Consider the following 23,453-nt stretch of genomic DNA (forward strand, 5'->3'; position numbering starts at 1 on the left):
CCCCACCTCGTTTGCGCTTAGTAGCGCAGGTTAAGCGTCGCCACGGCCTGGCGGGCATCGCCCTTGTAGAGGAACCCGCCCGAACGATAGACGGCGAGATAGTAGTTCTCGTCGAACACGTTGTTCACGTTCACCCGCAGGCTCATGTTGTTGCTGAAGCGATATTCGGCAAACAGGTCGGCCACAGTGTAGGCAGGTACCGGCTGGCTGTAGGCAAAGCCACCGTTCGGCAGCTCGGTGAAGCCTGCCGCCGTATCGGGCTGACCGCCATAACGCTCGCCCTTGTACTTCACTGCGCCGCCGATCGCGAAGGCGTCGGTCGCCTGATAGCGGGTCTGCAGCGAGGCTTGCCACTTGGCGGTGTTGGCCAGTTCCTTGCCCACGTTGGCAGCGTCGACCGCGCTTTCCAGCACCTCGGTATCGACGTAGGTGAGGCCGCCCTGCATCGACCATGCAGGCGTGATGTTGCCTGCTACGCCCAGTTCGAAGCCTCGGGTGCGGTTCTTGCCGGTGTTGCCGGTGCCATCGGGCGTGTAGCCGCCGCCCGAGCCTTCGAGCACGTCGCTCTTGGTGGTCTGGAACAAGGCGCCGGTGAGCAGGAACTTGTGATCGAACAGTTCGAGCTTTGTGCCCAGTTCCCAGTTTTCCGAACGCTCGGGCGAGCCGCCCCGGAATTCGCCATCGATGATGACGAGACCGCCATAGCCCGAGTTGGTGCCAAGGTCGCTTTCGCCGCCGTTGATGTCGGCTGCCGTGGCGAACGAACCATAGACCATGGCCCAGTCGTTCAGGCGGTAGGTTACACCGAGGTGGCCGTTCCAGAAGCTGTCGTCATAGGCGTAGGTTTCGAGCGTCGGCTCGGTACCGGCGGGGCTGCCCCGCGGCACGGACAATGTCGACAGCGTGAAGTCGAACGTATCCCAGCGCAGGCCGCCGAATACGGTGAGGCTTTCGGTGAGGTCGATCGTGTCCATAAGGTAGATCGAGAAAGTCTCAACCTGCCAGTCGGAGTCCCAGCGATCCTTGGTGATCTCGCGACCGAGCAAGTTGTTGAGACCCGACACCACCTGACCGTTCGGCCCAAGGCCGCAAAAGTTAGGAGCTGGGGTCGGGTTGAAGCGGTTGCCCGGAGTGATGCAGTTGGTCGCGCCGGTGTTGTTCACGTCATAGACGCCGTTTAGCACCTTGTGATCGGTATACTCGGCACCGAAAATAAGGTCGTTCTCGCCGCCCAGTGCCTCTGTTTCAATCAGCAGGTTAGCCTGGTTGGCGAAGTATTCGACATCCTGCCAGCCTTGATGGGTGGAGAGCGAGAAGGTGTCGTAGGCGCCGTTGGGATCGCTGGCATCGGTGGTGGTGCCGCGTGCGCCGGTGACGACATAGCCATTGTGGCTCTCGCCATAGCGGGCGCGGTTGGAGAAGCTGATGTTGTCGGTCAGCTGCCAGTTGAGGCGGCCGGTGACGACATCGACGTTCGACTTCTGGAAGTCCTGCTCCTGCATATAGGCCGGGGTTTCCACGGGTTCGCGGCTGTTGTCTGCGACATCGCCCGAAAGATAGTCGCCAAGGTCGGGCCGGTCTTTTGCGCGCAACAGGTAATAGTCGAGCGTGAGGTCGAAATCGTAGCTGGGCGACCAGGTGGCCGACAGCGCACCGCCCGAACGGCGGCGGTTGCCGGGTTCGCGGTCGGGGATGTCGGTGTAGCCATAAAGCCCGTTGGCGCGGATCGCGAAGGTCTCGTCGAGCGCGAGGTTCACGTCGCCGGTGAGGCGCACGAAGCGGTCGGTGCCGACGCCGATGGTGCCGTCGAAGAAGTCATAGTCGGTGGTGGCCGCCTTGGTGATGAGGTTCACCGCACCGCCTGCCGTGCCGCGACCGGCGAAGGTCGAGTTCGGGCCCTTGGTGATCTCGATCTGCTCCACCACGAAGCTTTCGCGGGTGGTCATGCCGGGATCGCGCAGGCCGTCGACGAACACATCGGAGCGCGCTTCCTGCCCGCGAATGATGTAGCGGTCGCCGAAGGCGTTGCCGTTCTCGCCGGTGCCGACGGTGATGCCGGGTTGCGCTTCGAGGATGCGCGAAAGGTCGGTGTAACCCGAATCGTCGATCTGGTTCTCGGTGAGCACCGTCATGGTGGTGGGGGTGTCGGCGATGGGCCGCGTGATGCGGATATCGCCCGAACGCTCGGCCTTATAGGGCGCGCCAGGGGTGGAATAGGGGTTCACATCGGCAGCGCGGTCTTCGATGCGCAGCGTGTCGAGCACGACCTCGCCATCGGCGTCCTGAGCCACGGCGGGGCTGGTCGCCACCACCGCGCCGAGCGCGAGGGCAGAGCCTGCGCGCCGCAGGCTGGCAGGCTTCCTTATATTGCTGGTGCGAGTCATTAACAATTTCCTCTTCTTTCTCGTCCCTGGGGCTGTGATTGGTTGGTTGGATTTCGGATCAGTCGCGGTCGAGCGAATATTCGATCGGCAAGGTGATGGTCATTGAATCGCGTTGCATCGATCGCGGCATTGCCGGGAACGGTGCGGTGCGTTGGACCAGCTCTACCGTCGCATCATCGAGCAATTGGTGCCCGCTGGAGCGGACAATCGACACGTTTGACACCCGTCCGCGCCGGTCGACGGTGAAGCGGACCGAAGGGGTGCCTTCCTGTCCTACCCGGCGCGCCTCTCGGGGGTAGCGTTTGCGACGCGCCAGGTGGCTGTTGACCAGTGATATCCAGTCGGCTTGATCGGCCTTGGCACGGGGGTTTTCGCCCGTTCCCGTTCCGGCGTTTGCACTCCCGGTGCCCGGCGTTGCCGGAGGCGGTGCGAGCTGGGCGGGAGCGGTACGAGGCGGCGCGAGCTGCGGGCGCGGTTGCACGGCAGCCCGGCTCCGCTGGACCACGGGCAACGGGGTAGGCACGGTCACCGGATCGCGCGACATCGGCGTCTCGACACGCGGAATGGGGAGCGGCGGGATCACCGTGTCGGGCAGGGTCTCTGCAACAGCTTGTTCCTGCTCCGGCTCTGCCATTGCCTGCGATGCCGGGGCCGGGGCAGCCCCAGCGGGTAGCTCGACGATCATCACCGGATCGGGCAACCGCTCACTTGGCTTTGCACGCTGCACAAGGATTGCTGCTCCCAGCGCGACATGGCCTGCCGCAGCGATAGCGAAGGCCACCTGCCAGTTGGGTATGCCCAAAGAGGAAGGGGCGGTTCTGGCCATCAGCGGACTTCCGAACCCTCCGCGCCCACCAGCGCCACACGCAGATAGCCTGCAGCGCGCAGGCCGTTCATCGCCTGCATCAGATTGTCGTATTCGACCGTCTTGTCGGCACGCAGAAAGATGCGCTGCTCGCGGTCCTCGCCGGTAATACGCAGAACCTCGGCGCCCAGTTGGGGCAGCGGCGTTTCGCGATCATTGACGGTCAGGCGGCCATTGGCCTCGATGGTAACGAACACCGGCTGATCGGGGCGCGGGGCGCTTTCGGCATTGGCGACCGGCAGGTCCACCCGCACATCAACCGTCGCGAGTGGCGCGGCGACCATGAAGATGATCAGCAACACCAGCATCACGTCGATAAAGGGCGTGACGTTGATCTCGCCGTTGAGCGGCAGGTCGTCATCGTCGGAGGTGCCGAGCTTGAAGGCCATCGCCTCAGAGATCCTTGGCGGCCACACCGCGCGACAGGTCACGCGAGGCGATGTTGAGGATCGCGGCGGCGCGATCAGCAGCGAGCGCGCGCTGTTCGGCGACCTTGCGGGCAAAGTGGTTGTAGATCACCACGGCGGGAATGGCGGCGAACAGGCCGACGCCGGTGGCCAGCAGCGCCTCGGCAATGCCGGGAGCAACTACGGCGAGGTTGGTGGTCTGCATTTCAGCGATGCCGATAAAAGCGTTCATGATGCCCCAGACTGTGCCGAACAAGCCGACGAAGGGAGCCGTCGCGCCGATCGTGGCGAGCACGTGGATGCCGCGCGCCAGCTTGCGCCCGGTCTCGGCTTCGAGCCGTGCGAAACGTGTGGCGATGCGTTCGCGGATGCCGTCCAGATCGTCCAGCGCATCGGCCGAGAGGGTGATTTCGAGCGCCGCTGCGTCAAGCAGGTCAGAGGCCTCAGGCGCTGCCTTGCGCGCATCGGCGAGGCTGCGGGCGCCGATCACCTTGGCGTTGAGCGCAAGCTGACGCTTGCCTTCCTTGCCCAGTTCCAGCCCCTTGGCGATGGCGATAGTCCAGGTGATCAGCGACGCCACGATCAGCCCGATCATGACCACTTTGACAACCCAGTCGGCTTCCATGAACATGGAGCCTACAGAAAGGCTCGCCGGAACGACGGGCTGTGCGAGAACAGGTGCTGGAATCAGCAAGGCAGACAAGCCTGCATAGAGTGCAGCCGAATGGCGTAATCGTATCATGTGTGCGTCCAACTCTTCCTTTGGGCGCCACTATGATTATTGCGAAGCGATTGCAATGCAGATTTTTCGTAGTGTTCTGTGATGTCTATGCGCCTGCGGCGTCTCCATTCTGTTCAGCGTTGGGTGTAAGCCGCGGAGGCCCAGGGGGTCGGCTGGGGAACCCTAACGGGGCCGCTCCGCTCCGCAGGGCCGGGAAGGGAAGTGCTACGGCTGTGGAGGCCTGCAAGGCAGGTGCTCACAGCCGGGCGGCAGAACTGGCTGGCGAGATCGAGGCGGTGCGGGCCGCTGGTGCCCACAGTGTCCGTGAGATTGCTGCAGCGCTGAACGAGCGGCACATTGCGGCACCTGGCACCCGTCTGGGGTCAAGCGGCTGCTGGAGCGTCTGGGGGCTTGAGGCCCTGCATTTTTCTACCTAGCATCCTCTGATCTTAAGCGCCGCATCTAAGAGCGCAATAACTGGAGGGTCTTGCCAAACGAAACTTTCAGAGCGCACTCGATTTGCGATCTCCTGCAAGTATGCCAGCTCTTCGTCAGAGTACCCGTTATCGTACCCTACTTTCAGTGGCGAACATCCATACTCGGAAGTCGCGAGGGAGGAGGCTTCAAGAGCCAGACCGGCGAAGTCGGCAGCGGCGGCAACTTCCTCTTCGGTTGGTTCGATTGGCCAAAGCATTATGCCCTTGAGCCAGCCGCCCCTACGCACCTTCGTGTTGGCCCAGTGATCATATCTAAGGGCTTTTGAAAGCGCACTTGCCCTTTGTTCTATTCCGGTTTTCGAGTCTATCGATGCGCCTAGATCGACCGCCGTGGCTACACGGGTTCCAAAGTAACCTATCAATAAGGCTGCGCCCAAGATGAATGGCAGTGCCTTAAGAAACTTCCGGGTTGATGGACTTCTACCAGCCTCCTTCTCCAGTTTTGGCAGAAGGTTCGCCTCCAAGTACTCCAAGGCCGGTATCCAAGAGGCGTCTGCGCGTTCTTTCAGGCCTTGTATCGCGGTTTGCGTTTCTCCGAGGGCGTGGGCATGCGATTCGTCGTCAACCAGAACAGCGTCGATGAACTTCGTTCTTTCCGCTGCGAACTCTTCCTGAAGTGCCTCGTACCTTCGCTTTGCTTGCTTCCACTCGCCGCTCATTTTGTGCCGGTCTTCGTTGGCCTCGAGCGACATGATCTCAGTAGCCAGATCAAGAAGGTTTTCGAAGTGAATGTTCATAAGGTTCCCCCGGCCTATCCCCATCGTTGTCCGGGCTTCGTAGTTTATCCTCCGCGCCTAAAGAAGGCCTCGGCCCAGCCAAATCTGTGTGGCGCATCCACCGCAAGACTGCTACACCTCTGCCCACAGTCACGGTAGAAAAGTTTCGCTTTTCCGCGCTTTATGGCTGGACTCCTGCAGTCCAGCCTTGTCCACTCCCACCTAGGATTTCTTACTTAGGTAGCAGTAAGGTCTTTACGCCCTAACCGTTAGTAAGTTCGCGCTGCCTACGCGCGGCTGCATCCGAACCTGCCCTACAAAGCTGCCCACACGGGACGCCTTGTGGCGATTAAGTTCATGATATTGTTAAAGTGGTCGGGGAGAGAGGATTCGAACCTCCGGCCCCTGCCTCCCGAAGACAGTGCTCTACCAGGCTGAGCTACTCCCCGACCGGAGCCAACAGACGTTGTGCTGTGAGGCAGGAGCGCGCCTATATGCAGGGCGCTCGCAGCACGCAAGGGGTTTGTTGCAATATCGCCCGAACATTTGGTCGATCTGCTCGGCAAATCTGGCCGACCATCGGCAGAACCGGTTCGATCTCGTACAGGTTTGGGCATGCCGGTTGCATTCCTCCTCGGGTTTGGCGCAAGGGGGTAAGCTATCTCACAGCCTTCGGCGCGCGGCTTTTTCCTCGCGCGGGAATATCTTTTCAGGAGCGATTATGCGGGTTTTGATCACGGGTGCGGCCGGGTTCATCGGGGCCGAACTGGCTATGCGCCTGCTGGCGCGCGGCGACGAGGTTCTCGGCATCGACAACTTCAACGACTACTACCAGACCTCGCTCAAATACGACCGGCGCGATCGCTGGCTGGCCGCGGGTGGCGAGCGCGCAAAGTGCCTCACGCTCGACTTCTCCGATCACGCCCAGCTCGAACGTGCTCTCGAAGATCAGCAATTTGATCGCATCGTACATCTGGGTGCGCAGGCAGGGGTGCGCTATTCGATCGAGAATCCGCGCGCCTATGCCCAGTCGAACCTGGTCGGGCATCTCAACATGCTGGAGATCGCGCGCCACCGGCAGCTCGACCATATGGTCTATGCCAGCTCGTCGTCGGTTTATGGCGGCAACGACAAGCTGCCCTTCGCGGTGGAGGACCGGGTAGACCACCCGCTCAGCCTCTATGCCGCCACCAAGAAAGCCGACGAACTGATGAGTGAGACCTACGCCCATCTTTATCGTCTGCCGCTGACGGGGCTGCGGTTTTTCACCGTTTATGGCCCCTGGGGTCGGCCCGACATGATGATGTGGATATTCACCCGCAAGATTCTGGCCGGAGAACCAATTCCGGTGTTCAATAACGGCGAGATGTTCCGCGACTTCACCTTCATCGACGACATCGTGTCCGGCGTTGTAGCCAGCCTCGACAATCCGCCCGCCGATGACGGCGAGGCCAAGGCCGGGGGCAGCGTGAAGCCGCATGCCCTCTACAATATCGGCAACCACCGCAGCGAGCATCTGATGAAGGTGATCGGCCTTCTCGAAGAGGCTTGCGGGCGCAAGGCCGAGATCGATATGAAGCCGATGCAGAAGGGCGATGTCGAGCGGACTTATGCCGATATTGACGCCATCCAGAACGATCTCGGCTATCAACCGACCACCAGTATCGAGACGGGCGTGCCCGCCTTCGTGCAGTGGTTCCGTGACTACCACAAGATCTGACGCGAGGAGCGCGCAATGAGTCACCCCGAGCAACAATATCTCGATCTCATGCGCCGCATCTGGACCGAGGGCGACGAGCGGATCGACCGCACCGGCATCGGCACCCGCTCGGTGTTCGGCCCGCAATTGCGGTTCGATCTTGGCGACGAGCGAGTTCCGTTGCTCACCACCAAGCGGGTGTTCTGGAAAGCCGCGGCGCGCGAGATGCTGTGGTTCCTCACTGGCGAGACGAACATTCGCCCGCTGCTCGAACAGAAGGTGACGATCTGGACCGACTGGCCCTTGGCGAAATACCGCAAGGCGACGGGCGACCAGATCACTCAGGAAGCGTTCGAGGCGCGGATCGTGGACGATGCGGAGTTTGCTGCCGAATGGGGCGATCTGGGGCCGGTCTACGGCAAGCAATGGGTCGACTGGCCGACCTATGAGGCTCAGGACGACGGGACCTATCGTGCCGGGCCGGGAATCAACCAGGTCGCCCGGCTGGTGGAGGACCTCAAGAGCAATCCCGGAAGCCGCCGTCACATCATCGAGGGCTGGAACGTTGCAGAGCTTGACCGGATGGCGCTGCCGCCGTGCCACAAGACCTACCAGTTTCACGTCGGGGCAGGGGGTACGCGGCTCAATTGCCAGCTTTACCAGCGCAGCTGCGATGTGGCGCTGGGTCTGCCGTTCAACCTGTTCGGCGCGGCGCTGCTGACTCGCATGGTGGCGCAGCAGGCGGGCTTGGAGCCGGGCGAGCTGGTGTGGACCGGGGGCGACACGCACCTTTATCTCAACCACGAGGAACTGATCGACGCGCAACTGGCGCGGCTGCCCGAGGGCGAGCCGAAGCTGGCGATCCTTCGCCGCCCAGAGAGCATTTTCGACTATCGGATCGAGGATTTCGAAGTCCGCGACTATGCGCCGCAAGGTACGCTGAGGGCGCCGGTAGCGGTCTAATTTCTTGTGTCGCGAAAAAGTGGTATGATGAGCGTTGACAGCCCCGAAACGGTGGCCTAGAGGCGCGCTTCCCAAGAGGCGCTGCCGCCGCAAAATGCGCGGGTGTAGCTCAGTTGGTTAGAGTATCGGCCTGTCACGCCGAGGGTCGCGGGTTCGAGTCCCGTCACTCGCGCCACTTGGGACTTCCCTTCGAGAGAAGGGCTATGAGGGCGACCTTCGGGTCGCCCTTTTTGCGTTGCGCTCAAGACTGGCTGAGGGCGAGGCAAGTTCGAATGCCCTTGTCGGCAAGATCAGGGTGGCAAGCGGGCGTTTCGCTGAAGCGCGGAACAACAGTTATTAAGCGGGATTTGTTCAACGTGTCCGATCTAGGCTTATGGCAATGGCTCGCAGATAACAGCGAAGTGATCAGCATTTTGCTGAGCCTGTTCATGCTCGTCGTGTGGGCGACCTATCTGCAGCTCATTCTTGTTCAGTATCGCGCCACGAGGCGGTCCTCCATCCTGATTACCCGTGCGGCGGGGAAAGGTATCCGAAGTCGGTGCCTCATCACCAACATGAGCAGTTTGCCGATCTACGTGACGAGCCTGATCGGAAAGCTGCACATTGGCGAGCGTGAGATCGAATTGCCGCTTACCGACCTTCAGGAGCACCCGGAAGATCTCGGGAACGATCCCCGTTCGAGTATGGCGCAAGGCAGTCTGAACACTGGCGAGTATCTAAACATCGGCCATTTCGACGACATCATTCGGCGCATGCTTGAGGCCAACGACGAGGGAGATATTCAGGTCACCGACGTCGACCGGATCGAGCTTACGGTTGTCGCCTTCCATGGATGGCGCGACTTGCCTGTTGGCGCCGTTCGCAACTTCAAGATCGAGCTAAGCAGTGGGGGTGTGCCCAAAATCCTCCCCCTTAGCCTTGCAACCGAGCAGATCAGCCAGCGTCACCGTCGGCGTCAATTGTCGCGGAAACTGGAAGCGCATCTATAGAGCGCAGCCAGATTGGTCGTCGTTCTCAACCCCGTCGCAGATCGAGTGCCTTCAGCCCCAACGCCCGGTTTCCATCCAAACAAGGAAGCGCTTCAAGGGCAGCAGCCAGACCAACCCCAGCACGATATATATCGGGGTTTGCAGCAAGGCATGCCAGCCGCCGATCAGTTCCGGCACATAGCGCGCCACCACCAGCGCATAGATGCCAATGGCGATGGTCAGGCCGATCACCCCCACGGGGATGCGCCAGGTTGGCTCGGTACGCATCAGAACGGCCCGTAGATGCGGGTGGAGGTGACGATGGCCTTCAGCGGCATGTCGTGGTCCTCCACCGGCAGTTGGTCTACGCGCTGGATGTCCCAGGCCATGCCGATGGCCAGCGTCTCGGGGTGCGCGGCCAGCCAGCGGTCGTAGAAGCCGCCGCCTTGCCCCAGTCGGTCGCCATCGGCGGTGAAGCCGACCAGCGGCATGAACAGCACCTCGGGCACGACGACAGGCGCATCCTCGGCCGGCTGGCGCAGGCCGAGCGGTCCGGCCACGAGGTCGCTTTCCTCGTAGGGGTCGGTGTGCAGGTGAAACTGCATCGGCGCGTCCAGCGTGGTTACGCGGGGGAGGGCGATTGGATGGCCGCGCTCGTGGAAGAACCGGATGTAGCCGCCAGCCGGCGCCTCGCCCGTATCGGCACGGTAAAGTCCGATGGTCGCGCCCTCGGGCACCATGTCTAGCACAGGGGCGGGCGGACGCGCGAAAACCAGCGCGGAGACTTCGCGCGGAAGCGCGGCGGCATGGTCCCGGCGGGCCTTACGCAGCTCTTTGCGCAGCGCGGCTTTCTGTTCGGCTACATTCGTCACAAAAGGGGCACCCGCATTATCACCTTTGTCCGCTCATCCTGAGCTTGTCGAAGGATCGTCCTTGCTCTTGCTCCTAGCGCATGAAGAAAAAGCAGCCCTTCGACAAGCTCAGGGCGCGCGCTTTCTGGATATCTTCCGCTGGAGGAGGTAGATCGAGTGGCGGAACCATCATGGGTCGTTTGCCGCGAAATCCTCTGACGCCTTCACGTCAGGTGGGCGCCGTATATCCGGAACCAGGGTTCCAGTAGGGACAGCTCCCTTGGATTGCTTATAGCCTCAGGGATGTTCATGGGCTCGTGCCGGACAGTCCCGCCAGCACCTATTTAGGAGTGCTGGTCGGCATTCTCAAGCTGTCCCGCAAGTGCTTCGAGCCGTGCAGCGGTTGCCTCGTAATCAAGCGCCTGGGCTTCTTCCATTGTTTTTGCCCGCTCGTTCGCTTCTTGCAGTTCGTCGGCGAGCAGCAAGGCGGCATAGAGCAACAGGCGCGCCTCGGACTGGCCGGAGGTGTTGCCCATGCCGGCCAGCTTGCCGTTGATCAGCGCGCCAAGCCCTTCGACATGGGCTTCCTCACCCGCGCCGCAGGCGACGGTGTACTGCCGCCCGGCAATGGCAATTGTCACATTGCTCATGGTTGGGGCCTCGTCGATGCATCGGGATCTTCGAAGTTGTCCGGATCGAGTCGCGTTATCAGCATGTCAAGTCCGGCCAACGCTTCCTCCGCCTCGGCGCGCAAGGCGTTGTAGCGCGCTTCCAGTTCCGGATCGCCGACCATCTGACGTGCGCCCGCCAATTCACCTGCGGCGGCCTCGATCCGAGCCGCTGCCGCCTCGATCCGGGCTCTGGCCCGCGAGATGCGATCACCTTCCATTAACGCTATATAGCGGCCAAAGCGCGGGCTAAGCAAAGGCGTCTCGCGCAAATGTGTGAATAATCGGAGAGGGTGCCGGGAAAGCACATCATTTCGAACACGGCCCTCCTGCGCTTGACGAGGGGCCTGTGTCTGCTCACACAGCCGCCATCCGATTCGGCCACCTTATACCTTGCGGCCAGAACCAACCGGGGAACTAGCGAATGAGCGAAAAGGAAGTCAGCTTCACGGATATGGCCAATGCCATCCGCGCGCTGTCGATGGACGCGGTCGAGGCCGCCAATATTGGTCATCCGGGGATGCCGATGGGCATGGCCGATGTCGCGACAGTGCTCTATTCCGACTTCCTGAAATATGATCCCGCCGATCCGGCCTGGCCCGACCGCGACCGCTTCGTGCTGTCGGCAGGCCACGGCTCGATGCTGATCTATTCGCTGCTCTATCTGACCGGTTACGAATCGCCGACGCTTGAGGATATCAAGAACTTCCGCCAGCTTGGCAGCCCTTGCGCCGGCCACCCGGAAAACTTCCTGATCGACGGCGTCGAATGCACCACCGGCCCGCTGGGGCAGGGCCTTGCGATGGGCGTGGGCATGGCGATTGCCGAGCGGCACCTCAACGCCAAGTTCGGCAACGAGGTGATCGACCACAAGACCTGGGTGCTGGCGGGCGACGGCTGCCTGATGGAAGGCATCAACCACGAGGCGATCGGCCTTGCGGGTCACTTGAAGCTTGGCAACCTCAACGTGCTGTGGGACGACAACAACGTCACTATCGACGGCAAGGTGGGCTTGTCCTCGTCGGAAGACGTGCTCGCGCGCTATCAGGCGACCGGCTGGCACACCACCAGCTGCGACGGCCACGATCCGGCTGACATCAAGCGCGCACTGGCCGAGGCTGCGGCCGATCCGCGTCCGTCGATCATCGCCTGCAAGACCGTGATCGGCAAGGGCGCGCCCAACAAGCAGGGCACAAGCGGCATTCACGGCTCGCCGCTCGGCGCTGACGAGATCGCCGCCGCGCGTGTCGAGCTGAACTGGCCGCACGATCCTTTCGTTATTCCCGAGGAAATCGTCTCCGCCTGGCGCAAGCTGGGTGCGCATGGCGCGGAAACGCGTCGTGCCTGGGAAGATCGCCTCGCTCAGAGCGGCGAGAAAGACGCGCTGGTAGCGCAGCTCGCCTCTGTGGCCGACAAGGCTGCACCGGCATTGCAGGATCATATCCGCGCGCTTGCCGCAGAGCCGCCCAAGGTCGCCAGCCGCAAGGCCAGCGAGATGGCGCTCGGCCCGCTGACGGAGAAGATCGAGCAGCTGATCGGCGGCTCGGCGGACCTCACCGGCTCGAACAACACCAAGACCAAGGCCACCACCCCGCTCACGGCGGAAGACTATGCCGGGCGCTATGTCTATTACGGCATTCGCGAGTTCGGCATGGCCGCAGCGATGAACGGCATGTTCCTACATGGGGGCGTGGTGCCCTATGGCGGCACCTTCCTGATCTTCTCCGACTATGCGCGCAACGCGATCCGTCTGTCGGCGCTGCAGCAGGCTGGCGTGGTCTATGTGCTGACGCATGACAGCATTGGCCTGGGCGAAGACGGGCCGACCCACCAGCCGGTCGAGCAGGTCATGAGCCTGCGCCTGATCCCGAACCTCAACGTGTTCCGCCCGGCGGACGCCATCGAGACGGCCGAATGCTGGGCGCTTGCCTTGCAGACGCCTGCCACGCCGTCGGTGCTGGCGCTGTCGCGTCAGAACCTGCCGCCGGTGCGCGGCGAAGGTGATGCCGAGTGGACCCCGGAGAGCAACCGCTCGGCCAAGGGCGCCTATCGCCTCAAGGCTGCCGAGGGCGCGCGCAAGGTTGTGCTGATCGCGACCGGTTCGGAAGTTGCCGTGGCGCTCGACACCGCCAAAGCGCTCGAAGAGCAGGGCGTTGGGGCCGACGTGGTTAGCGCGCCGTGCCTTGACCTGTTCGGCGCGCAGGACGCTGCCTACCAGGACGAACTGCTGCCCGCCGATGCGCTGATCGTCTCGATCGAGGCGGGCGTGACGCAGGGCTGGGAGCGCTTTACCGGGCGCAATGGCCTCAACATCGGGCTCGATCGCTTCGGCGCTTCGGCCCCGGCAGCGACCCTGTTCGAATATTTCGGTTTCAGCGCGGACAAGATCGTCCCGCAGATCATCAACAAATTATAAGACATAAGCAGGAGTTCTTCACATGGCGACTAAGGTTTCGATCAACGGTTTCGGACGCATCGGTCGGCTCGTTGCGCGCGCCATTCTCGAGCGCAACGACCACGATCTCGAACTGGTGGCGATCAATGATCTGTCGGACACCAATGCGAACGCACTGCTGTTCGGCTTCGACAGCACCCATGGCCGTTTCCCTGGCACCGTTTCCGTCGATGGCGACAAGCTGGTCGTGAACGGCAAGTCCATCGCCGTCACGTCCGAGCGCGATCCGGGTAAGCTTCCGCACAAGGACATGGGCATCGATATCGTGCTGGAATGCACGGGCTTCTTCCAGAGCCACGATGCCGCCAAGCCGCACCTCGATGCAGGCGCCAAGCGTGTGCTGATCTCGGCCCCGGCCACCGGCGTTTCGGCCACCGTGGTTTACGGCGTGAACCATGAGGTTCTGACCGCCGACGACATCATCGTCTCGAATGCAAGCTGCACCACCAACTGCCTCTCGCCGGTTGCCAAGGTGCTGAACGACCTCGTCGGGATCGAGCGCGGTTTCATGACCACGATCCACAGCTACACCAACGATCAGCGTATGCTCGATCAGATCCACAAGGACCTGCGCCGTGCCCGTGGCGGCGCGCAGAACATGATCCCGACCACCACCGGCGCTGCCCGTGCGGTCGGCCTGGTGCTGCCCGAGCTGAAGGGCAAGCTCGATGGCTCGTCGGTGCGCGTGCCGACGCCGAACGTCAGCCTCGTCGACCTCGTCTTCACCCCCGGCCGCGATACCACTGCCGAGGAACTGAACGAAGCGCTGAAGGCTGCTGCCGAAGGTGCGATGAAGGGCGTACTCGATTATACGGATCAGCCGCTGGTCAGCTCGGACTTCAACCACCACCCGGCCAGCTCGACTGTCGACAGCCTTGAAACCTCGGTGATGGAGGGCAAGCTCGCCCGCGTGGTGAGCTGGTACGACAACGAGTGGGGCTTCTCGAACCGCATGATCGACACTGCCAGCGTGATGGCGAAGTTCCTGTAAAAACGCCCGCTCGTCCTGAGCCGGTCGAAGGACTGCTTTTCTTCGGCACTAAGTTGCAAAGGAAGGGCGCCCCTTCGACAAGCTCAGGGTGAGCGGAGTATTTTATGGCTGATTTCAAAACCCTCGACGACCTTCCTGACGATCTTTCCGCCCAGCGCGCGCTGGTGCGGGTCGATCTCAACCTGCCGATGGCGGACGGGCTGGCGACCGACCTCACCCGCGCCCGCGCGGTCGCGCCGACGATCCTCGAACTGGCTGATCGCGGTGCCAAGGTGCTGCTACTCGCCCACTTCGGCCGCCCAAAGGGCCAGCGCAATTCGACCATGTCGATGAGCATGGTGCAGGGCGCGATCGAGGACGTGCTCGGGCGCGAGGTCATGTTTATTCCCGAGGTCGCCGGGCCAGTCGCGGCGCAGGCCATCGATATCCTCGGACCGGGCGACATCGGGATGCTCGAAAACACCCGCTTCTGGCTGGGTGAAGAGGCGAACGATGCCGAGTTCGCCAAGGCCATCGCGGAGAACGGCGACTTCTACGTCAACGATGCCTTCTCCGCCGCGCACCGCGCCCATGCCAGCACAGAAGGCCTCGCGCACCTGCTGCCCGCCTATGCCGGGCGCTCGATGCAGAAAGAGCTGGAAGCGCTCGACGCAGCGCTTGGCAACCCGGAGCCGCCGGTTGCAGCGGTGGTCGGCGGGGCCAAGGTCAGCTCGAAGCTGGCAGTGCTTGAGAACCTCTCGGCCAAGGTCCAGCACCTGATTATCGGCGGCGGCATGGCCAACACCTTCCTCGCCGCCAAGGGCGTCGATGTCGGCAAGAGCCTGTGCGAGCACGATCTGGTCGATACCGCCAATACGATCATGGAGGCCGCCGACCGTTCCGGCTGCACTATCCACCTGCCTTACGATGTGGCCGTGGCAAAGGAATTTGCCGCCAATCCCGATAGCTTCCGCGTCTGTAACGTCCACGAGGTGGCCGCAGACGAGATGATCCTCGATGTCGGGCCACAAGCGGTCGAGGCGTTGGGCGATGTGCTCAAGACCTGCCGCACGCTGGTCTGGAACGGCCCTCTGGGCGCGTTCGAGATGGAGCCGTTCGATGCGGCGACCGTGACCTTGGCGCGCACGGCAGCGGCGCTGACGCAGGAAGGCTCGCTCATTTCGGTAGCGGGCGGCGGTGATACCGTGGCTGCCATGGCCCATGCTGGCGTGACCGAGCAGGTGACCTATATCTCGACTGCGGGCGGCGCGTTCCTCGAATGGATGGAAGGCAAGGAATTGCCTGGCGTTGCGGCGCTTCAGCGCGGCTGACAGGCGTCTGCCCCGAAGTTGATTGTGTCCGCCGAACTGTCCCGTCACCACACTGGAAAGGCGGCGGTCATCTGCCCGGTTGTGCAGGCGCGAAATGCGCCATAACAGGCCCGTGCCAATTACTTGAGGAGAAGTAGGCGCAATGAATACCGATCAGATCACGCAGAAGATTGCTGCCGGGCAGGGCTTTATCGCCGCGCTCGACCAATCGGGCGGCTCCACCCCCAAGGCGCTGCGCGCTTATGGCGTGGACGATGACGAGTGGAACGGCGACGACGAGATGTTCGCCAAGATCCACGAAATGCGCTCGCGCATCATTTCGAGCCCGGCTTTCACCGGCGACAAGATTCTCGGCGCGATCCTGTTCGAAAAAACCATGGACGGTGAAGTCGGGGGCAAGCCGACACCCACCGCGCTGCTCGACAAAGGCGTCGCGCCCTTCATCAAGATCGACAAGGGCCTTGAGGACGAGGCGAGCGGCGTCCAGCTGATGAAGCCGATGCCCGATCTCGATGCGCTGCTGACCCGAGCCAAGATGCTCGGCGTCTATGGCACCAAGGAACGTTCGGTTATCAATTCCGCCAACCCCGAGGGCATTGCCGCGATCGTCGCGCAGCAGTTTGCCGTCGGCGAGCAGGTGATCGCGCACGGTATGATGCCGATCCTCGAGCCCGAATACACCATCACCGCCGACGACCGCGAGGCGGGCGAGGACATCCTCAAGGCCGAGATCCTCAAGCAGCTCGACGCGATGGACGATGGCAAGCAGGTCATGCTGAAACTGTCGATCCCGGCCAGGGCGAACCAGTACAAGGAGCTGGTCGATCACCCGAAGGTGCTCAAGGTCGTGGCGCTCTCGGGCGGGTTCACCCGCGACGAGGCCTGCGCCGAGCTGGCCAAGAACACCGGCATGATCGCAAGCTTCAGCCGCGCGCTGCTGGGCGACCTGCGTGCGCAGATGAGCGACGCTGAGTTCGACGCTGCTCTGGGCGAAGCGATCGGCTCGATCTGCGACGCTTCGATTGCCGGGTAATTACTCGGCCAGCTCGTAAGTGAAACGGTAGTCGCGTGCGGCGAGGGTGGTGTTGGTCATCCTCGTCGGCGTGACGCTCGATAGCAGCACCGGGTAGCCGAAGGCCTCCACTGTTTCGCCCAATGTGAGGTCGACCGTGCTGGTGGTGTTGCCGTCGCTGAGGCGGGTGGTGACGATGGCGTCTCCGGCGCGGATGCACCGCGCGTTCATCGGGCAGCGACTGTCTTCCACCACCTTGAGCGGAGTCGCTATAAGCGGACCCACCGTGACGCTCTCGTTCAGCGCGACATCGCTGCCTGTTGGCAACACCGGCGTGCTGGCCTGGGGGATGATCGCGCAGCCACTCATGGCGGCGGCGAGGGCGATTGGCGCCAGAAGAGTCTTGAAGGTCATTTGCCTGTCGCTGCCCGATTGCTAATGGCCTGAGGATGAACGCACCAACACCTAGCTGCTCGCTCTATCTGATTTCGCCGCTTGATGTGGCGGGAGATTTTCCCGCCCGGCTCGAACGCGCGCTCGATGCAGGCCCGGTCGCAGCCTTCCAGTTCCGGGTGAAAGATGTCGACCAGCACGAGGCGGCGCGCCTTGCCGCGCCCTTGCAGGAGATTTGCCGTGCGCGCGATGTGGCCTTCGTGGTCAATGATTCGGTGGCGCTGGCCAAGCGGATCAAGGCCGACGGCGTCCATCTGGGGCAGGGCGACGGCGACCCGCGCGAGGCCCGCGAGGAACTGGGCCGCGAGGTCCAGATCGGTGTCACCTGTCACGCCAGCCGTCACCTCGCGATGGAAGCGGGCGATGCGGGGGCCGACTATGTCGCCTTCGGCGCCTTCTTCCCCAGCACCACCAAGCAGAGCGAACACAAGCCAGACCTCGATCTCTTGCGCTGGTGGTCGAACCTGTTCGAGATTCCCTGTGTTGCCATCGGTGGGATCACGCCCGACAACGCGTCGGCGCTCATCGAGGCGGGGGCCGATTTCCTCGCCGTTTCGGGCGCGGTATGGAATGGCGACGAGGTCGAGGCCGTGAAGGCCTTCACCAAATTGCTGAAGTGACGCGCCGCTGGCTGGGCGGGCTGGCCGGCCTCGCGCTGGTCTGGCTAGCTTTGGTTTTGGGCTGGATTTGGCAGGGACCGAAGACCGTTCCCGATGCACGGGCTGATATGGCGCTGGTGCTTGGCGCGGCGGTTGACGATGATGCGCCCTCGCCGGTGTTCGCCGCGCGGATCGACCACGCCATTGCGCTGTGGAAGGATGGTCGGGTCAAACGCATCGTAATTACCGGCGGTCGCGCGGAGGGTGATCGGCTCGGCGAGGCGCAGGCAGCGCGGGCGCTGACTGTCGCAGCGGGTGTGCCCGATGACGCGATTCTCACCGAAGAGGCTTCGCAAACGACGATGGAAAACCTCGTCTTTGCGCAGCCGGGCAATATGGGCCGAACGGGTGGAAGCGTGTTGCTGGTGACCGATCCGCTGCATATGCGCCGGGCGCTGATCATGGCCCGTGATCTGGGCTATGACGCTCAGCCCGCGCCGACACCGCTTACACGCTATCGTTCGCTCGGCACCAAGGTGCCCTTCGCGCTAAGCGAGCTGTGGCTGATCCACCGTTACTGGCTTATCGGCGAGTAGGTCAGCGCCCCCGGCGAATGCAGCGCAGCTTGCCGGGCGTTCCGTCGGCATCGAGCAGGCGCAAGAAGTTGCGGCTCATCATGCGATAGGCATCGCCGTTACGCGGGCCGCTGGTCATGCGCACTTCGTCACCGCGGCGCAGATAGGTGCCTTCGCCCTGGGGGCTGGAATAGCGCGATGCGCTGATGATCGAGAAGTTCGCTTCAGGTTGCGCAATGCCAGCCGCCCCGCGCACATCGCCGGGCAGTTCGCAGATGTAGGTTCCGCGCTCGATCGTGCCGATCTCGTTCTGCGCCATGGCAGGCGCGGCGAGTATGGCCGAGGCCAGCGCCAGCGTGGTGAGCGTTCTGTGCATGAGCGGCCCTCTATGCGAATTGCGCTGAACCTGAGCTTGACGGGCCATCAATCGAACATCCAGCCGCGTTCGCCGTGGCTGGTCTGGTCGAGGCCTTCGACTTCCTCTTCAGCACTCACCCGCATCGGAATGAACAGCGAAACCGCCAGCGCGACAAGCGCGGTGACAATCGCCGAGAACAACGCCACCACGCCCACGGCAACCACCTGCACTGCCAGCATCCGGGCCATGCTCACGCCTTCGGCATAGCCGGTGCCGCCGAGATCAACCGATAGGAACAGGGCCAGCAGCACTGAACCGAGCATCCCGCCCACACCGTGGACAGCGAAGACATCGAGCGAATCGTCGATCCGGAGGCGGTTTTTGACCAGCGTGATGGCCCAGAAGCAGATCATCGCGCCCAGCGCGCCGAACAGGATCGCCGCACCGGGCGAAACGAACCCGGCGGCAGGCGTGATTGTGGCCAGCCCGGCGATGGCGCCGGTGGCAAAGCCCACTGTTGTCGGCTTCCCGAACTTGATCTTCTCGATCAGGACCCACGTCAGCGCGGCCACCGCAGCGGCGGTATGCGTGGCGATGATCGCGCTCGCCGCATCGTCGGTGGCGGTAAGCGCCGAGCCGCCGTTAAAGCCGAACCACCCGACCCACAGCAGCATCGCGCCGAGCATCGTCATCCCCGGAGCATGGGGGAGCAGCGAGGCGGTCGGGAAGCCCTGCCGCCGTCCGAGCAGCAGCGCGACGATCAGCGCCGAAACGCCTGCGGTGGTGTGAACCACAATGCCGCCGGCAAAGTCGAGCGCGCCGAGTTCGGCAAGCCAGCCGCCGCCCCAGATCCAATGGGCCACGGGCGCATAGACCAGCAGGCCCCACAGCGCGGTGAAGGCCATGACCCAGCCGAATCGCGCGCGGTCGACCCAGGCGCCGACCATCAGCGCCGGCGTGATCGCGGCGAAGGTCATCTGGAACAGCGCAAAGGTGCTTTCGGGAATAGTCAGCCCGCTGCGCACAGCGCCAAGGTCGATCAGCATCCATGCGCGACCGTTGCCGAGCACGCCGCCGGTGGTTTCACCAAAGGCCAGCGTATAGCCCACGATCACCCAGAGCACCGAGGCGAGGCCCGCTACGGCGGCGACCTGAATCAGCACCGAGAGGAAGTTCTTGGCCCGCACCAGTCCGCCGTAAAACAGGCCGAGGCCGGGCAGGCACATCAGCAGCACCAGCGCCGAGGATACGAGAATCCAGGCCGTATCACCGCTATCGCCTACGGCGGGCACGAGGTCTTGCGCCAAGGCAGCGTCGGATAGGGCCGCGAGCCACAGGCCGGTAGCAACTTTACGAAACATGTGATGATCTTCCCCTGCAATCCGCCCCGGCACGCTGCTCTGTCGGCGGTACTCTCCCGTGGACGCGCCTGTTAGAGCACAAAGGACGTTGCGGGCAAGATCGCGTAGCCTGTTGCGCCCATTGTGCGCACAGGCCTATCACGAGGGAATGTTTACAAGGCAGATCATTCCGGCGGTTTTGGCTATCGGCTGCGCGCTCGGGGCAGGGGTATCGGCCGCTGCCGTTTCGGCGCAAACCAGCGAGACGCCCTATTGGGCGAGCATCTCCGTCAGCAAAGTATACATGCGCGTCGGCCCGAGCATGAATTACCCGATCGAATGGGTCTATCAGCGCGAAGGGCTGCCGGTGAAGGTGCTGCGCGTGAACGAGGGCTGGCGCTATGTCGAAGACCCTGATGGCATGCGCGGCTGGATGGCCGCCCGCCTGCTTACGCGGACGCGCGGGGCCATCGTGATCGGCGAGGGCGCAGCGGATATAAGGGGTGAGGGCAGTGCCTCTGCGCCTTTGCGTTGGCATGTCGAGCCGGGCGTTGTTGGCGAACTGGGAGAATGCACCGGCGGCTGGTGCGAATTTTCGGTGCGCGGCCACCGCGGCTTTGTGAATGCCGAACGGCTGTGGGGCGACGGCGTGCCCTGATCCGGGCGGAGGACTGGCGAAACGAAAAAGGGCGGCACCATGGCCGCCCTTTTCCTTTTGTGCTGACGCTGGCGACTTACTCGTCGCCTGCCGTAATCGCCTCTTCAGCCGGAGCGGGGCGCACGGTCGAAACGTTGCCCTCGTCCGACGTGGTCTGCATCGAGCCGTCTTCCTGCACCGGGCCATCGGTGAAGCAGCTGTGGCCTTCCACGCCTTCGACCACGAAGCAGGTCTTGCCGTCCTGCATGAAGATCGTCCCGCCCGTGGGTGTGCCATCGGCGGCGATGCGCGAGAAGGTCATGCCGGGGTGGATGGTGATCGTATCGACGTCGCCGTTGGCACGCTCGACGGTGTAGGTGCCGGGAGCTACGGCCTCGAAGCCAGGTTCCTCGCCGGTCAGCATATCGCTGCTATCGCTGGCCGCGGCTTCTGGCGCATCGGCAGGCGCCTCTGCTTCGCTACAGGCGGCCAGTGTTAGCACCGCGACGGCGGCGAAAACGGTATTCTTCATGTCCATGCTCCCTCTGTTCGGCGGCACAATCGTTGATTATGTCCGACCGGTCAACGGATAACCCGTCAGACCAGTTCCACCGCAATCGCCGTGCCTTCGCCTCCGCCGATGCAGAGCGAGGCCACGCCGCGCTTCTTGCCCTGCTGCTTCAGCGCATTGATGAGGGTAACGATGATGCGTGCGCCGCTGGCACCGATCGGGTGCCCGAGAGCGGTGCCGCCGCCGTTCACGTTGATCTTGTCGTGCGCGATGCCGATGTCCTTCATCGCGAACATGGCGACGCAGGCAAAGGCCTCGTTCACTTCCCACAGGTCGACATCCTCGACGCTCCAGCCGGCCTTTTCGAGCACCTTGTTAATCGCGCCCACAGGGGCGGTGGTGAAGGCGGCCGGGTCTTGCGCATGGGCAGCTGTGGCGATGACGGTCGCGACGGGGCTGAGGCCCTTCTCGTCGGCCACACTCTTGCGGGTGAGCACCAGCGCTGCCGCGCCGTCGGAGATCGACGAGGAGGTGGCGGCGGTGATCGTGCCGTCCTTGGCGAAGGCGGGGCGCAGCTGCGGAATCTTGTCGGGGCGGCCATTGCCGGGGCCTTCGTCGGTATCGACCATCACCTCGCCCTTACGGGTGGTGTAGGTGACCGGGACGATCTCATCTGCAAAGGCACCGTTGGCGATGGCGGCATTGGCGCGTTCGAGCGAGGTGATCGAATAGCTGTCCATGTCCTCGCGGGTGAGTTGGTACTCGTTGGCCATGTCCTGCGCATAGGCGCCCATGGCGGTGCCCGCCTTGTAGGCATCTTCAAGCCCGTCGAGGAACATGTGGTCATAGGCGGTGTCGTGGCCGAGGCGTGCGCCGCCACGGTGCTTCTTGAGCAGGTAGGGCGCATTCGTCATGCTCTCCATGCCGCCTGTCACGATCATGTCGGCCCCGCCGGCGGCGAGCGCTTCGGAGCCCATGATCACGGTCTGCATGCCGCTGCCGCAGACCTTGTTCACGGTGGTCGCCTGTGCCGAAAGCGGCAGACCGGCCTTCAGCGCCGCTTGGCGTGCCGGTGCCTGGCCGAGACCGGCGGGCAGCACGCAGCCCATGTAGACCCGGTCCACATCCTCACCCGCAATACCCGCGCGCTCCATCGCTGCCTTGACCGCTGTCGCCCCTAGATCGGTGGCGGCAACTTCGGACAGCGCGCCCTGCATCCCGCCCATCGGGGTGCGGGCATAGGACAGGATAACGATAGGATCGGCGGAATTGAAAGTGGCCATTGGACGGTCGCTCCGTTGCGGTGAAATGCGAAAGATAAGTGGCTTTGGTAACCTCTTAACGGCTAGGCACATGGTGGCCAAGCGCCATGGTCGCAATGACTTGTCGAGCAGTGAATCCTTGCGAACGATTCGCATCATGCTGCTTTGCGGCAAGAAACGCACAGGAAGGCCTGAAATCTGGGCCTTGGGTGCCTTGCGCTTGGGCCGACCATTGCCTAGACGCGCTCAAATCGTCGCGCCGAACAACCGAGTCCGTACCCTATGGCTACACCCATTGATCTGACCGAATATCTGCCGATCCTAATCTTCCTGGGAATCGCAGTGGTTCTGTCTGCCGCCTTCGTGTTTTTGCCCATGGGCGTGGCCCGGCTGACCGGGGCTCACAAGCCGACTGCGGCCAAGCTCAGCGAATATGAATGCGGCTTTCCCGCCTTCGAAGATCCGCGCAGCCAGTTCGACGTGCGCTTCTATCTGGTCGCGATCCTGTTCATCATCTTCGATCTGGAAGCGGCCTTCCTGTTTCCGTGGGCGGTCAGCCTCGATCTCACCGGCTGGCCCGGCTGGATCACCATGATGGTGTTCCTCGGTGAACTCGCCATTGGCCTGGCCTATGCCTGGAAGAAAGGAGCTCTCGAATGGGAGTGAACGAAACGCTCGCTCCGGCGGCGGCTCAGGGCGGCGAAGTGCGCCAGCCTGATCAGGACTATTTCAATGCCCTGTCCACCGAGGTGAACGACAAGGGCTTCCTCGTCACCAGCACCGAGGACCTGTTCCAGTGGGCGCGCACCGGCTCGCTGTGGTGGATGACCTTCGGGCTCGCCTGCTGCGCGGTGGAGATGATCCACGTCAACATGCCGCGCTATGACATGGAGCGGTTCGGCGTCGCCCCGCGCGCGTCGCCGCGTCAGTCGGACGTGATGATCGTGGCGGGCACGCTGTGCAACAAGATGGCCCCGGCGCTGCGCCGGGTTTACGACCAGATGTCGAACCCGAAATATGTGATTTCGATGGGCAGCTGCGCCAATGGCGGCGGCTACTATCACTATAGCTATTCGGTGGTGCGCGGGTGTGATCGCATCGTGCCGGTCGACATTTACATTCCCGGCTGCCCGCCGACAGCCGAAGCCCTGCTTTACGGCGTGATGCAATTGCAGCGGAAGATCCGCCGCTCCGGGACGATCGAGCGTTAA

General features: G+C 63.1%; 26 protein-coding genes and 2 tRNA genes. 13 read left to right on the forward strand and 15 right to left on the reverse strand.

The window, feature by feature from the left end; genetic code table 11:
- Positions 1-17: 17 nt before the first annotated feature.
- The 6 genes from ABDJ38_RS07660 to ABDJ38_RS07685 form a co-directional block, all read right to left on the reverse strand.
- On the reverse strand, positions 18-2,384 hold the full coding sequence (locus ABDJ38_RS07660; RefSeq protein WP_346784497.1) for a TonB-dependent receptor: 2,367 nt from the start codon (positions 2,382-2,384) through the stop codon (positions 18-20).
- Positions 2,385-2,442: 58 nt separating this feature from the next.
- Entirely contained in the window at positions 2,443-3,210 is a 768-nt protein-coding gene (locus ABDJ38_RS07665; RefSeq protein ID WP_346784498.1) for an energy transducer TonB, read from the reverse strand.
- The gene (exbD, locus tag ABDJ38_RS07670) at positions 3,210-3,638 is read right to left on the reverse strand and encodes a TonB system transport protein ExbD (protein WP_346784499.1); all 429 of its coding nucleotides are present in this window, start codon (positions 3,636-3,638) and stop codon (positions 3,210-3,212) included. The genes ABDJ38_RS07665 and exbD overlap by 1 nt, the downstream gene beginning before the upstream one ends.
- A gap of 4 nt (positions 3,639-3,642) precedes the next feature.
- A complete protein-coding gene (exbB, locus tag ABDJ38_RS07675) occupies positions 3,643-4,398 on the reverse strand; it encodes a tonB-system energizer ExbB (protein WP_346784500.1) in 756 nt (251 codons plus the stop codon).
- Positions 4,399-4,810: 412 nt separating this feature from the next.
- Complete coding sequence (locus ABDJ38_RS07680) at positions 4,811-5,611, reverse strand: hypothetical protein (protein WP_346784501.1); 801 nt, start codon at positions 5,609-5,611, stop codon at positions 4,811-4,813.
- Between the two features lie 351 nt (positions 5,612-5,962).
- Positions 5,963-6,039 (reverse strand) — tRNA-Pro (locus ABDJ38_RS07685).
- A gap of 272 nt (positions 6,040-6,311) precedes the next feature.
- Here ABDJ38_RS07685 and ABDJ38_RS07690 point away from each other — a divergent pair.
- From ABDJ38_RS07690 to ABDJ38_RS07705, 4 genes are all read left to right on the forward strand, one after another.
- Positions 6,312-7,310 (forward strand): GDP-mannose 4,6-dehydratase, encoded by a 999-nt coding sequence (locus tag ABDJ38_RS07690; RefSeq protein WP_346784502.1) that lies wholly within the window; start codon positions 6,312-6,314, stop codon positions 7,308-7,310.
- Positions 7,311-7,325: 15 nt separating this feature from the next.
- Positions 7,326-8,252, forward strand: coding sequence for a thymidylate synthase (gene thyA / locus ABDJ38_RS07695; protein WP_346784503.1), 927 nt, complete (start codon positions 7,326-7,328; stop codon positions 8,250-8,252).
- A 98-nt stretch (positions 8,253-8,350) separates the two neighbouring features.
- Positions 8,351-8,427, forward strand: a tRNA-Asp gene (locus tag ABDJ38_RS07700).
- A gap of 97 nt (positions 8,428-8,524) precedes the next feature.
- A complete protein-coding gene (locus tag ABDJ38_RS07705; protein WP_346784504.1) occupies positions 8,525-9,241 on the forward strand; it encodes a hypothetical protein in 717 nt (238 codons plus the stop codon).
- Between the two features lie 51 nt (positions 9,242-9,292).
- Here the strand turns inward: ABDJ38_RS07705 and ABDJ38_RS07710 are convergent, their stop codons facing one another.
- The 4 genes from ABDJ38_RS07710 to ABDJ38_RS07725 form a co-directional block, all read right to left on the reverse strand.
- On the reverse strand, positions 9,293-9,508 hold the full coding sequence (locus ABDJ38_RS07710) for a DUF2842 domain-containing protein (protein ID WP_346784506.1): 216 nt from the start codon (positions 9,506-9,508) through the stop codon (positions 9,293-9,295).
- On the reverse strand, positions 9,508-10,092 hold the full coding sequence (locus ABDJ38_RS07715) for a 5-formyltetrahydrofolate cyclo-ligase (protein WP_346784507.1): 585 nt from the start codon (positions 10,090-10,092) through the stop codon (positions 9,508-9,510). The genes ABDJ38_RS07710 and ABDJ38_RS07715 overlap by 1 nt, the downstream gene beginning before the upstream one ends.
- Before the next feature lie 323 nt (positions 10,093-10,415).
- Positions 10,416-10,721 carry a cell division protein ZapA gene (locus ABDJ38_RS07720; protein WP_346784508.1) on the reverse strand — a complete coding sequence of 102 codons (306 nt, stop codon included), beginning with the start codon at positions 10,719-10,721 and terminating at the stop codon, positions 10,416-10,418.
- Positions 10,718-10,960 (reverse strand): hypothetical protein, encoded by a 243-nt coding sequence (locus ABDJ38_RS07725; RefSeq protein WP_346784509.1) that lies wholly within the window; start codon positions 10,958-10,960, stop codon positions 10,718-10,720. Before ABDJ38_RS07725 ends, ABDJ38_RS07720 begins: the two co-directional genes overlap by 4 nt.
- A gap of 203 nt (positions 10,961-11,163) precedes the next feature.
- Between ABDJ38_RS07725 and tkt the strand changes: the two genes are divergently transcribed.
- From tkt to ABDJ38_RS07745, 4 genes are all read left to right on the forward strand, one after another.
- Complete coding sequence (gene tkt / locus ABDJ38_RS07730) at positions 11,164-13,155, forward strand: transketolase (protein WP_346784510.1); 1,992 nt, start codon at positions 11,164-11,166, stop codon at positions 13,153-13,155.
- Positions 13,156-13,177: 22 nt separating this feature from the next.
- Entirely contained in the window at positions 13,178-14,185 is a 1,008-nt protein-coding gene (gene gap / locus ABDJ38_RS07735) for a type I glyceraldehyde-3-phosphate dehydrogenase (RefSeq protein ID WP_346784511.1), read from the forward strand.
- Between the two features lie 104 nt (positions 14,186-14,289).
- Entirely contained in the window at positions 14,290-15,495 is a 1,206-nt protein-coding gene (locus ABDJ38_RS07740; RefSeq protein ID WP_346784512.1) for a phosphoglycerate kinase, read from the forward strand.
- A 142-nt stretch (positions 15,496-15,637) separates the two neighbouring features.
- Positions 15,638-16,528, forward strand: a complete 891-nt coding sequence (locus ABDJ38_RS07745; RefSeq protein WP_346784513.1) for a fructose bisphosphate aldolase — start codon at positions 15,638-15,640, stop codon at positions 16,526-16,528.
- On the opposite strand, the gene ABDJ38_RS07750 is transcribed toward ABDJ38_RS07745, so the two are convergent.
- Positions 16,529-16,921: a hypothetical protein gene (locus ABDJ38_RS07750; RefSeq protein WP_346784514.1), complete on the reverse strand. Its 393-nt coding sequence runs from the start codon at positions 16,919-16,921 to the stop codon at positions 16,529-16,531.
- 35 nt (positions 16,922-16,956) lie between these two features.
- On the opposite strand from ABDJ38_RS07750, the gene thiE reads away from it, so the two are divergent.
- Positions 16,957-17,580 (forward strand): thiamine phosphate synthase, encoded by a 624-nt coding sequence (gene thiE / locus ABDJ38_RS07755; protein ID WP_346784515.1) that lies wholly within the window; start codon positions 16,957-16,959, stop codon positions 17,578-17,580.
- The gene (locus ABDJ38_RS07760; RefSeq protein ID WP_346784516.1) at positions 17,577-18,155 is read left to right on the forward strand and encodes a YdcF family protein; all 579 of its coding nucleotides are present in this window, start codon (positions 17,577-17,579) and stop codon (positions 18,153-18,155) included. The genes thiE and ABDJ38_RS07760 overlap by 4 nt, the downstream gene beginning before the upstream one ends.
- Position 18,156: 1 nt before the next feature.
- Here the strand turns inward: ABDJ38_RS07760 and ABDJ38_RS07765 are convergent, their stop codons facing one another.
- Together ABDJ38_RS07765 and ABDJ38_RS07770 are read right to left on the reverse strand one after the other, a co-directional pair.
- Entirely contained in the window at positions 18,157-18,510 is a 354-nt protein-coding gene (locus ABDJ38_RS07765; RefSeq protein ID WP_346784517.1) for an elongation factor P, read from the reverse strand.
- Between the two features lie 47 nt (positions 18,511-18,557).
- On the reverse strand, positions 18,558-19,853 hold the full coding sequence (locus tag ABDJ38_RS07770) for an ammonium transporter (RefSeq protein WP_346784518.1): 1,296 nt from the start codon (positions 19,851-19,853) through the stop codon (positions 18,558-18,560).
- Positions 19,854-20,001: 148 nt separating this feature from the next.
- On the opposite strand from ABDJ38_RS07770, the gene ABDJ38_RS07775 reads away from it, so the two are divergent.
- Positions 20,002-20,490, forward strand: coding sequence for an SH3 domain-containing protein (locus tag ABDJ38_RS07775; RefSeq protein ID WP_346784519.1), 489 nt, complete (start codon positions 20,002-20,004; stop codon positions 20,488-20,490).
- A gap of 76 nt (positions 20,491-20,566) precedes the next feature.
- On the opposite strand, the gene ABDJ38_RS07780 is transcribed toward ABDJ38_RS07775, so the two are convergent.
- Complete coding sequence (locus tag ABDJ38_RS07780; RefSeq protein ID WP_346784520.1) at positions 20,567-21,001, reverse strand: hypothetical protein; 435 nt, start codon at positions 20,999-21,001, stop codon at positions 20,567-20,569.
- 65 nt (positions 21,002-21,066) lie between these two features.
- Positions 21,067-22,263 carry a thiolase family protein gene (locus ABDJ38_RS07785; RefSeq protein ID WP_346784521.1) on the reverse strand — a complete coding sequence of 399 codons (1,197 nt, stop codon included), beginning with the start codon at positions 22,261-22,263 and terminating at the stop codon, positions 21,067-21,069.
- A 261-nt stretch (positions 22,264-22,524) separates the two neighbouring features.
- Between ABDJ38_RS07785 and ndhC the strand changes: the two genes are divergently transcribed.
- Complete coding sequence (gene ndhC, locus ABDJ38_RS07790; protein WP_137679350.1) at positions 22,525-22,908, forward strand: NADH-quinone oxidoreductase subunit A; 384 nt, start codon at positions 22,525-22,527, stop codon at positions 22,906-22,908.
- Positions 22,899-23,453 (forward strand): NuoB/complex I 20 kDa subunit family protein, encoded by a 555-nt coding sequence (locus tag ABDJ38_RS07795; protein ID WP_346784522.1) that lies wholly within the window; start codon positions 22,899-22,901, stop codon positions 23,451-23,453. The genes ndhC and ABDJ38_RS07795 overlap by 10 nt, the downstream gene beginning before the upstream one ends.

The organism is Aurantiacibacter flavus (assembly GCF_039710615.1).
Lineage (GTDB): Bacteria > Pseudomonadota > Alphaproteobacteria > Sphingomonadales > Sphingomonadaceae > Alteraurantiacibacter > Alteraurantiacibacter flavus.

Coding starts and splice junctions, on each gene's coding strand:
- ABDJ38_RS07705 (WP_346784504.1), top strand. CDS start 8,525: ATGCCCTTGTCGGCAAGATCAGGGTGGCAAGCGGGCGTTTCGCTGAAG.
- exbD (WP_346784499.1), bottom strand. CDS start 3,638: ATGGCCTTCAAGCTCGGCACCTCCGACGATGACGACCTGCCGCTCAAC.
- ABDJ38_RS07750 (WP_346784514.1), bottom strand. CDS start 16,921: ATGACCTTCAAGACTCTTCTGGCGCCAATCGCCCTCGCCGCCGCCATG.
- ABDJ38_RS07665 (WP_346784498.1), bottom strand. CDS start 3,210: ATGGCCAGAACCGCCCCTTCCTCTTTGGGCATACCCAACTGGCAGGTG.
- exbB (WP_346784500.1), bottom strand. CDS start 4,398: ATGATACGATTACGCCATTCGGCTGCACTCTATGCAGGCTTGTCTGCC.
- thiE (WP_346784515.1), top strand. CDS start 16,957: ATGAACGCACCAACACCTAGCTGCTCGCTCTATCTGATTTCGCCGCTT.
- thyA (WP_346784503.1), top strand. CDS start 7,326: ATGAGTCACCCCGAGCAACAATATCTCGATCTCATGCGCCGCATCTGG.
- ABDJ38_RS07710 (WP_346784506.1), bottom strand. CDS start 9,508: ATGCGTACCGAGCCAACCTGGCGCATCCCCGTGGGGGTGATCGGCCTG.
- ndhC (WP_137679350.1), top strand. CDS start 22,525: ATGGCTACACCCATTGATCTGACCGAATATCTGCCGATCCTAATCTTC.
- gap (WP_346784511.1), top strand. CDS start 13,178: ATGGCGACTAAGGTTTCGATCAACGGTTTCGGACGCATCGGTCGGCTC.
- ABDJ38_RS07785 (WP_346784521.1), bottom strand. CDS start 22,263: ATGGCCACTTTCAATTCCGCCGATCCTATCGTTATCCTGTCCTATGCC.
- ABDJ38_RS07775 (WP_346784519.1), top strand. CDS start 20,002: ATGTTTACAAGGCAGATCATTCCGGCGGTTTTGGCTATCGGCTGCGCG.
- ABDJ38_RS07660 (WP_346784497.1), bottom strand. CDS start 2,384: ATGACTCGCACCAGCAATATAAGGAAGCCTGCCAGCCTGCGGCGCGCA.
- ABDJ38_RS07765 (WP_346784517.1), bottom strand. CDS start 18,510: ATGCACAGAACGCTCACCACGCTGGCGCTGGCCTCGGCCATACTCGCC.
- ABDJ38_RS07745 (WP_346784513.1), top strand. CDS start 15,638: ATGAATACCGATCAGATCACGCAGAAGATTGCTGCCGGGCAGGGCTTT.
- tkt (WP_346784510.1), top strand. CDS start 11,164: ATGAGCGAAAAGGAAGTCAGCTTCACGGATATGGCCAATGCCATCCGC.
- ABDJ38_RS07740 (WP_346784512.1), top strand. CDS start 14,290: ATGGCTGATTTCAAAACCCTCGACGACCTTCCTGACGATCTTTCCGCC.
- ABDJ38_RS07795 (WP_346784522.1), top strand. CDS start 22,899: ATGGGAGTGAACGAAACGCTCGCTCCGGCGGCGGCTCAGGGCGGCGAA.
- ABDJ38_RS07690 (WP_346784502.1), top strand. CDS start 6,312: ATGCGGGTTTTGATCACGGGTGCGGCCGGGTTCATCGGGGCCGAACTG.
- ABDJ38_RS07720 (WP_346784508.1), bottom strand. CDS start 10,721: ATGAGCAATGTGACAATTGCCATTGCCGGGCGGCAGTACACCGTCGCC.
- ABDJ38_RS07780 (WP_346784520.1), bottom strand. CDS start 21,001: ATGAAGAATACCGTTTTCGCCGCCGTCGCGGTGCTAACACTGGCCGCC.
- ABDJ38_RS07725 (WP_346784509.1), bottom strand. CDS start 10,960: ATGGAAGGTGATCGCATCTCGCGGGCCAGAGCCCGGATCGAGGCGGCA.
- ABDJ38_RS07680 (WP_346784501.1), bottom strand. CDS start 5,611: ATGAACATTCACTTCGAAAACCTTCTTGATCTGGCTACTGAGATCATG.
- ABDJ38_RS07770 (WP_346784518.1), bottom strand. CDS start 19,853: ATGTTTCGTAAAGTTGCTACCGGCCTGTGGCTCGCGGCCCTATCCGAC.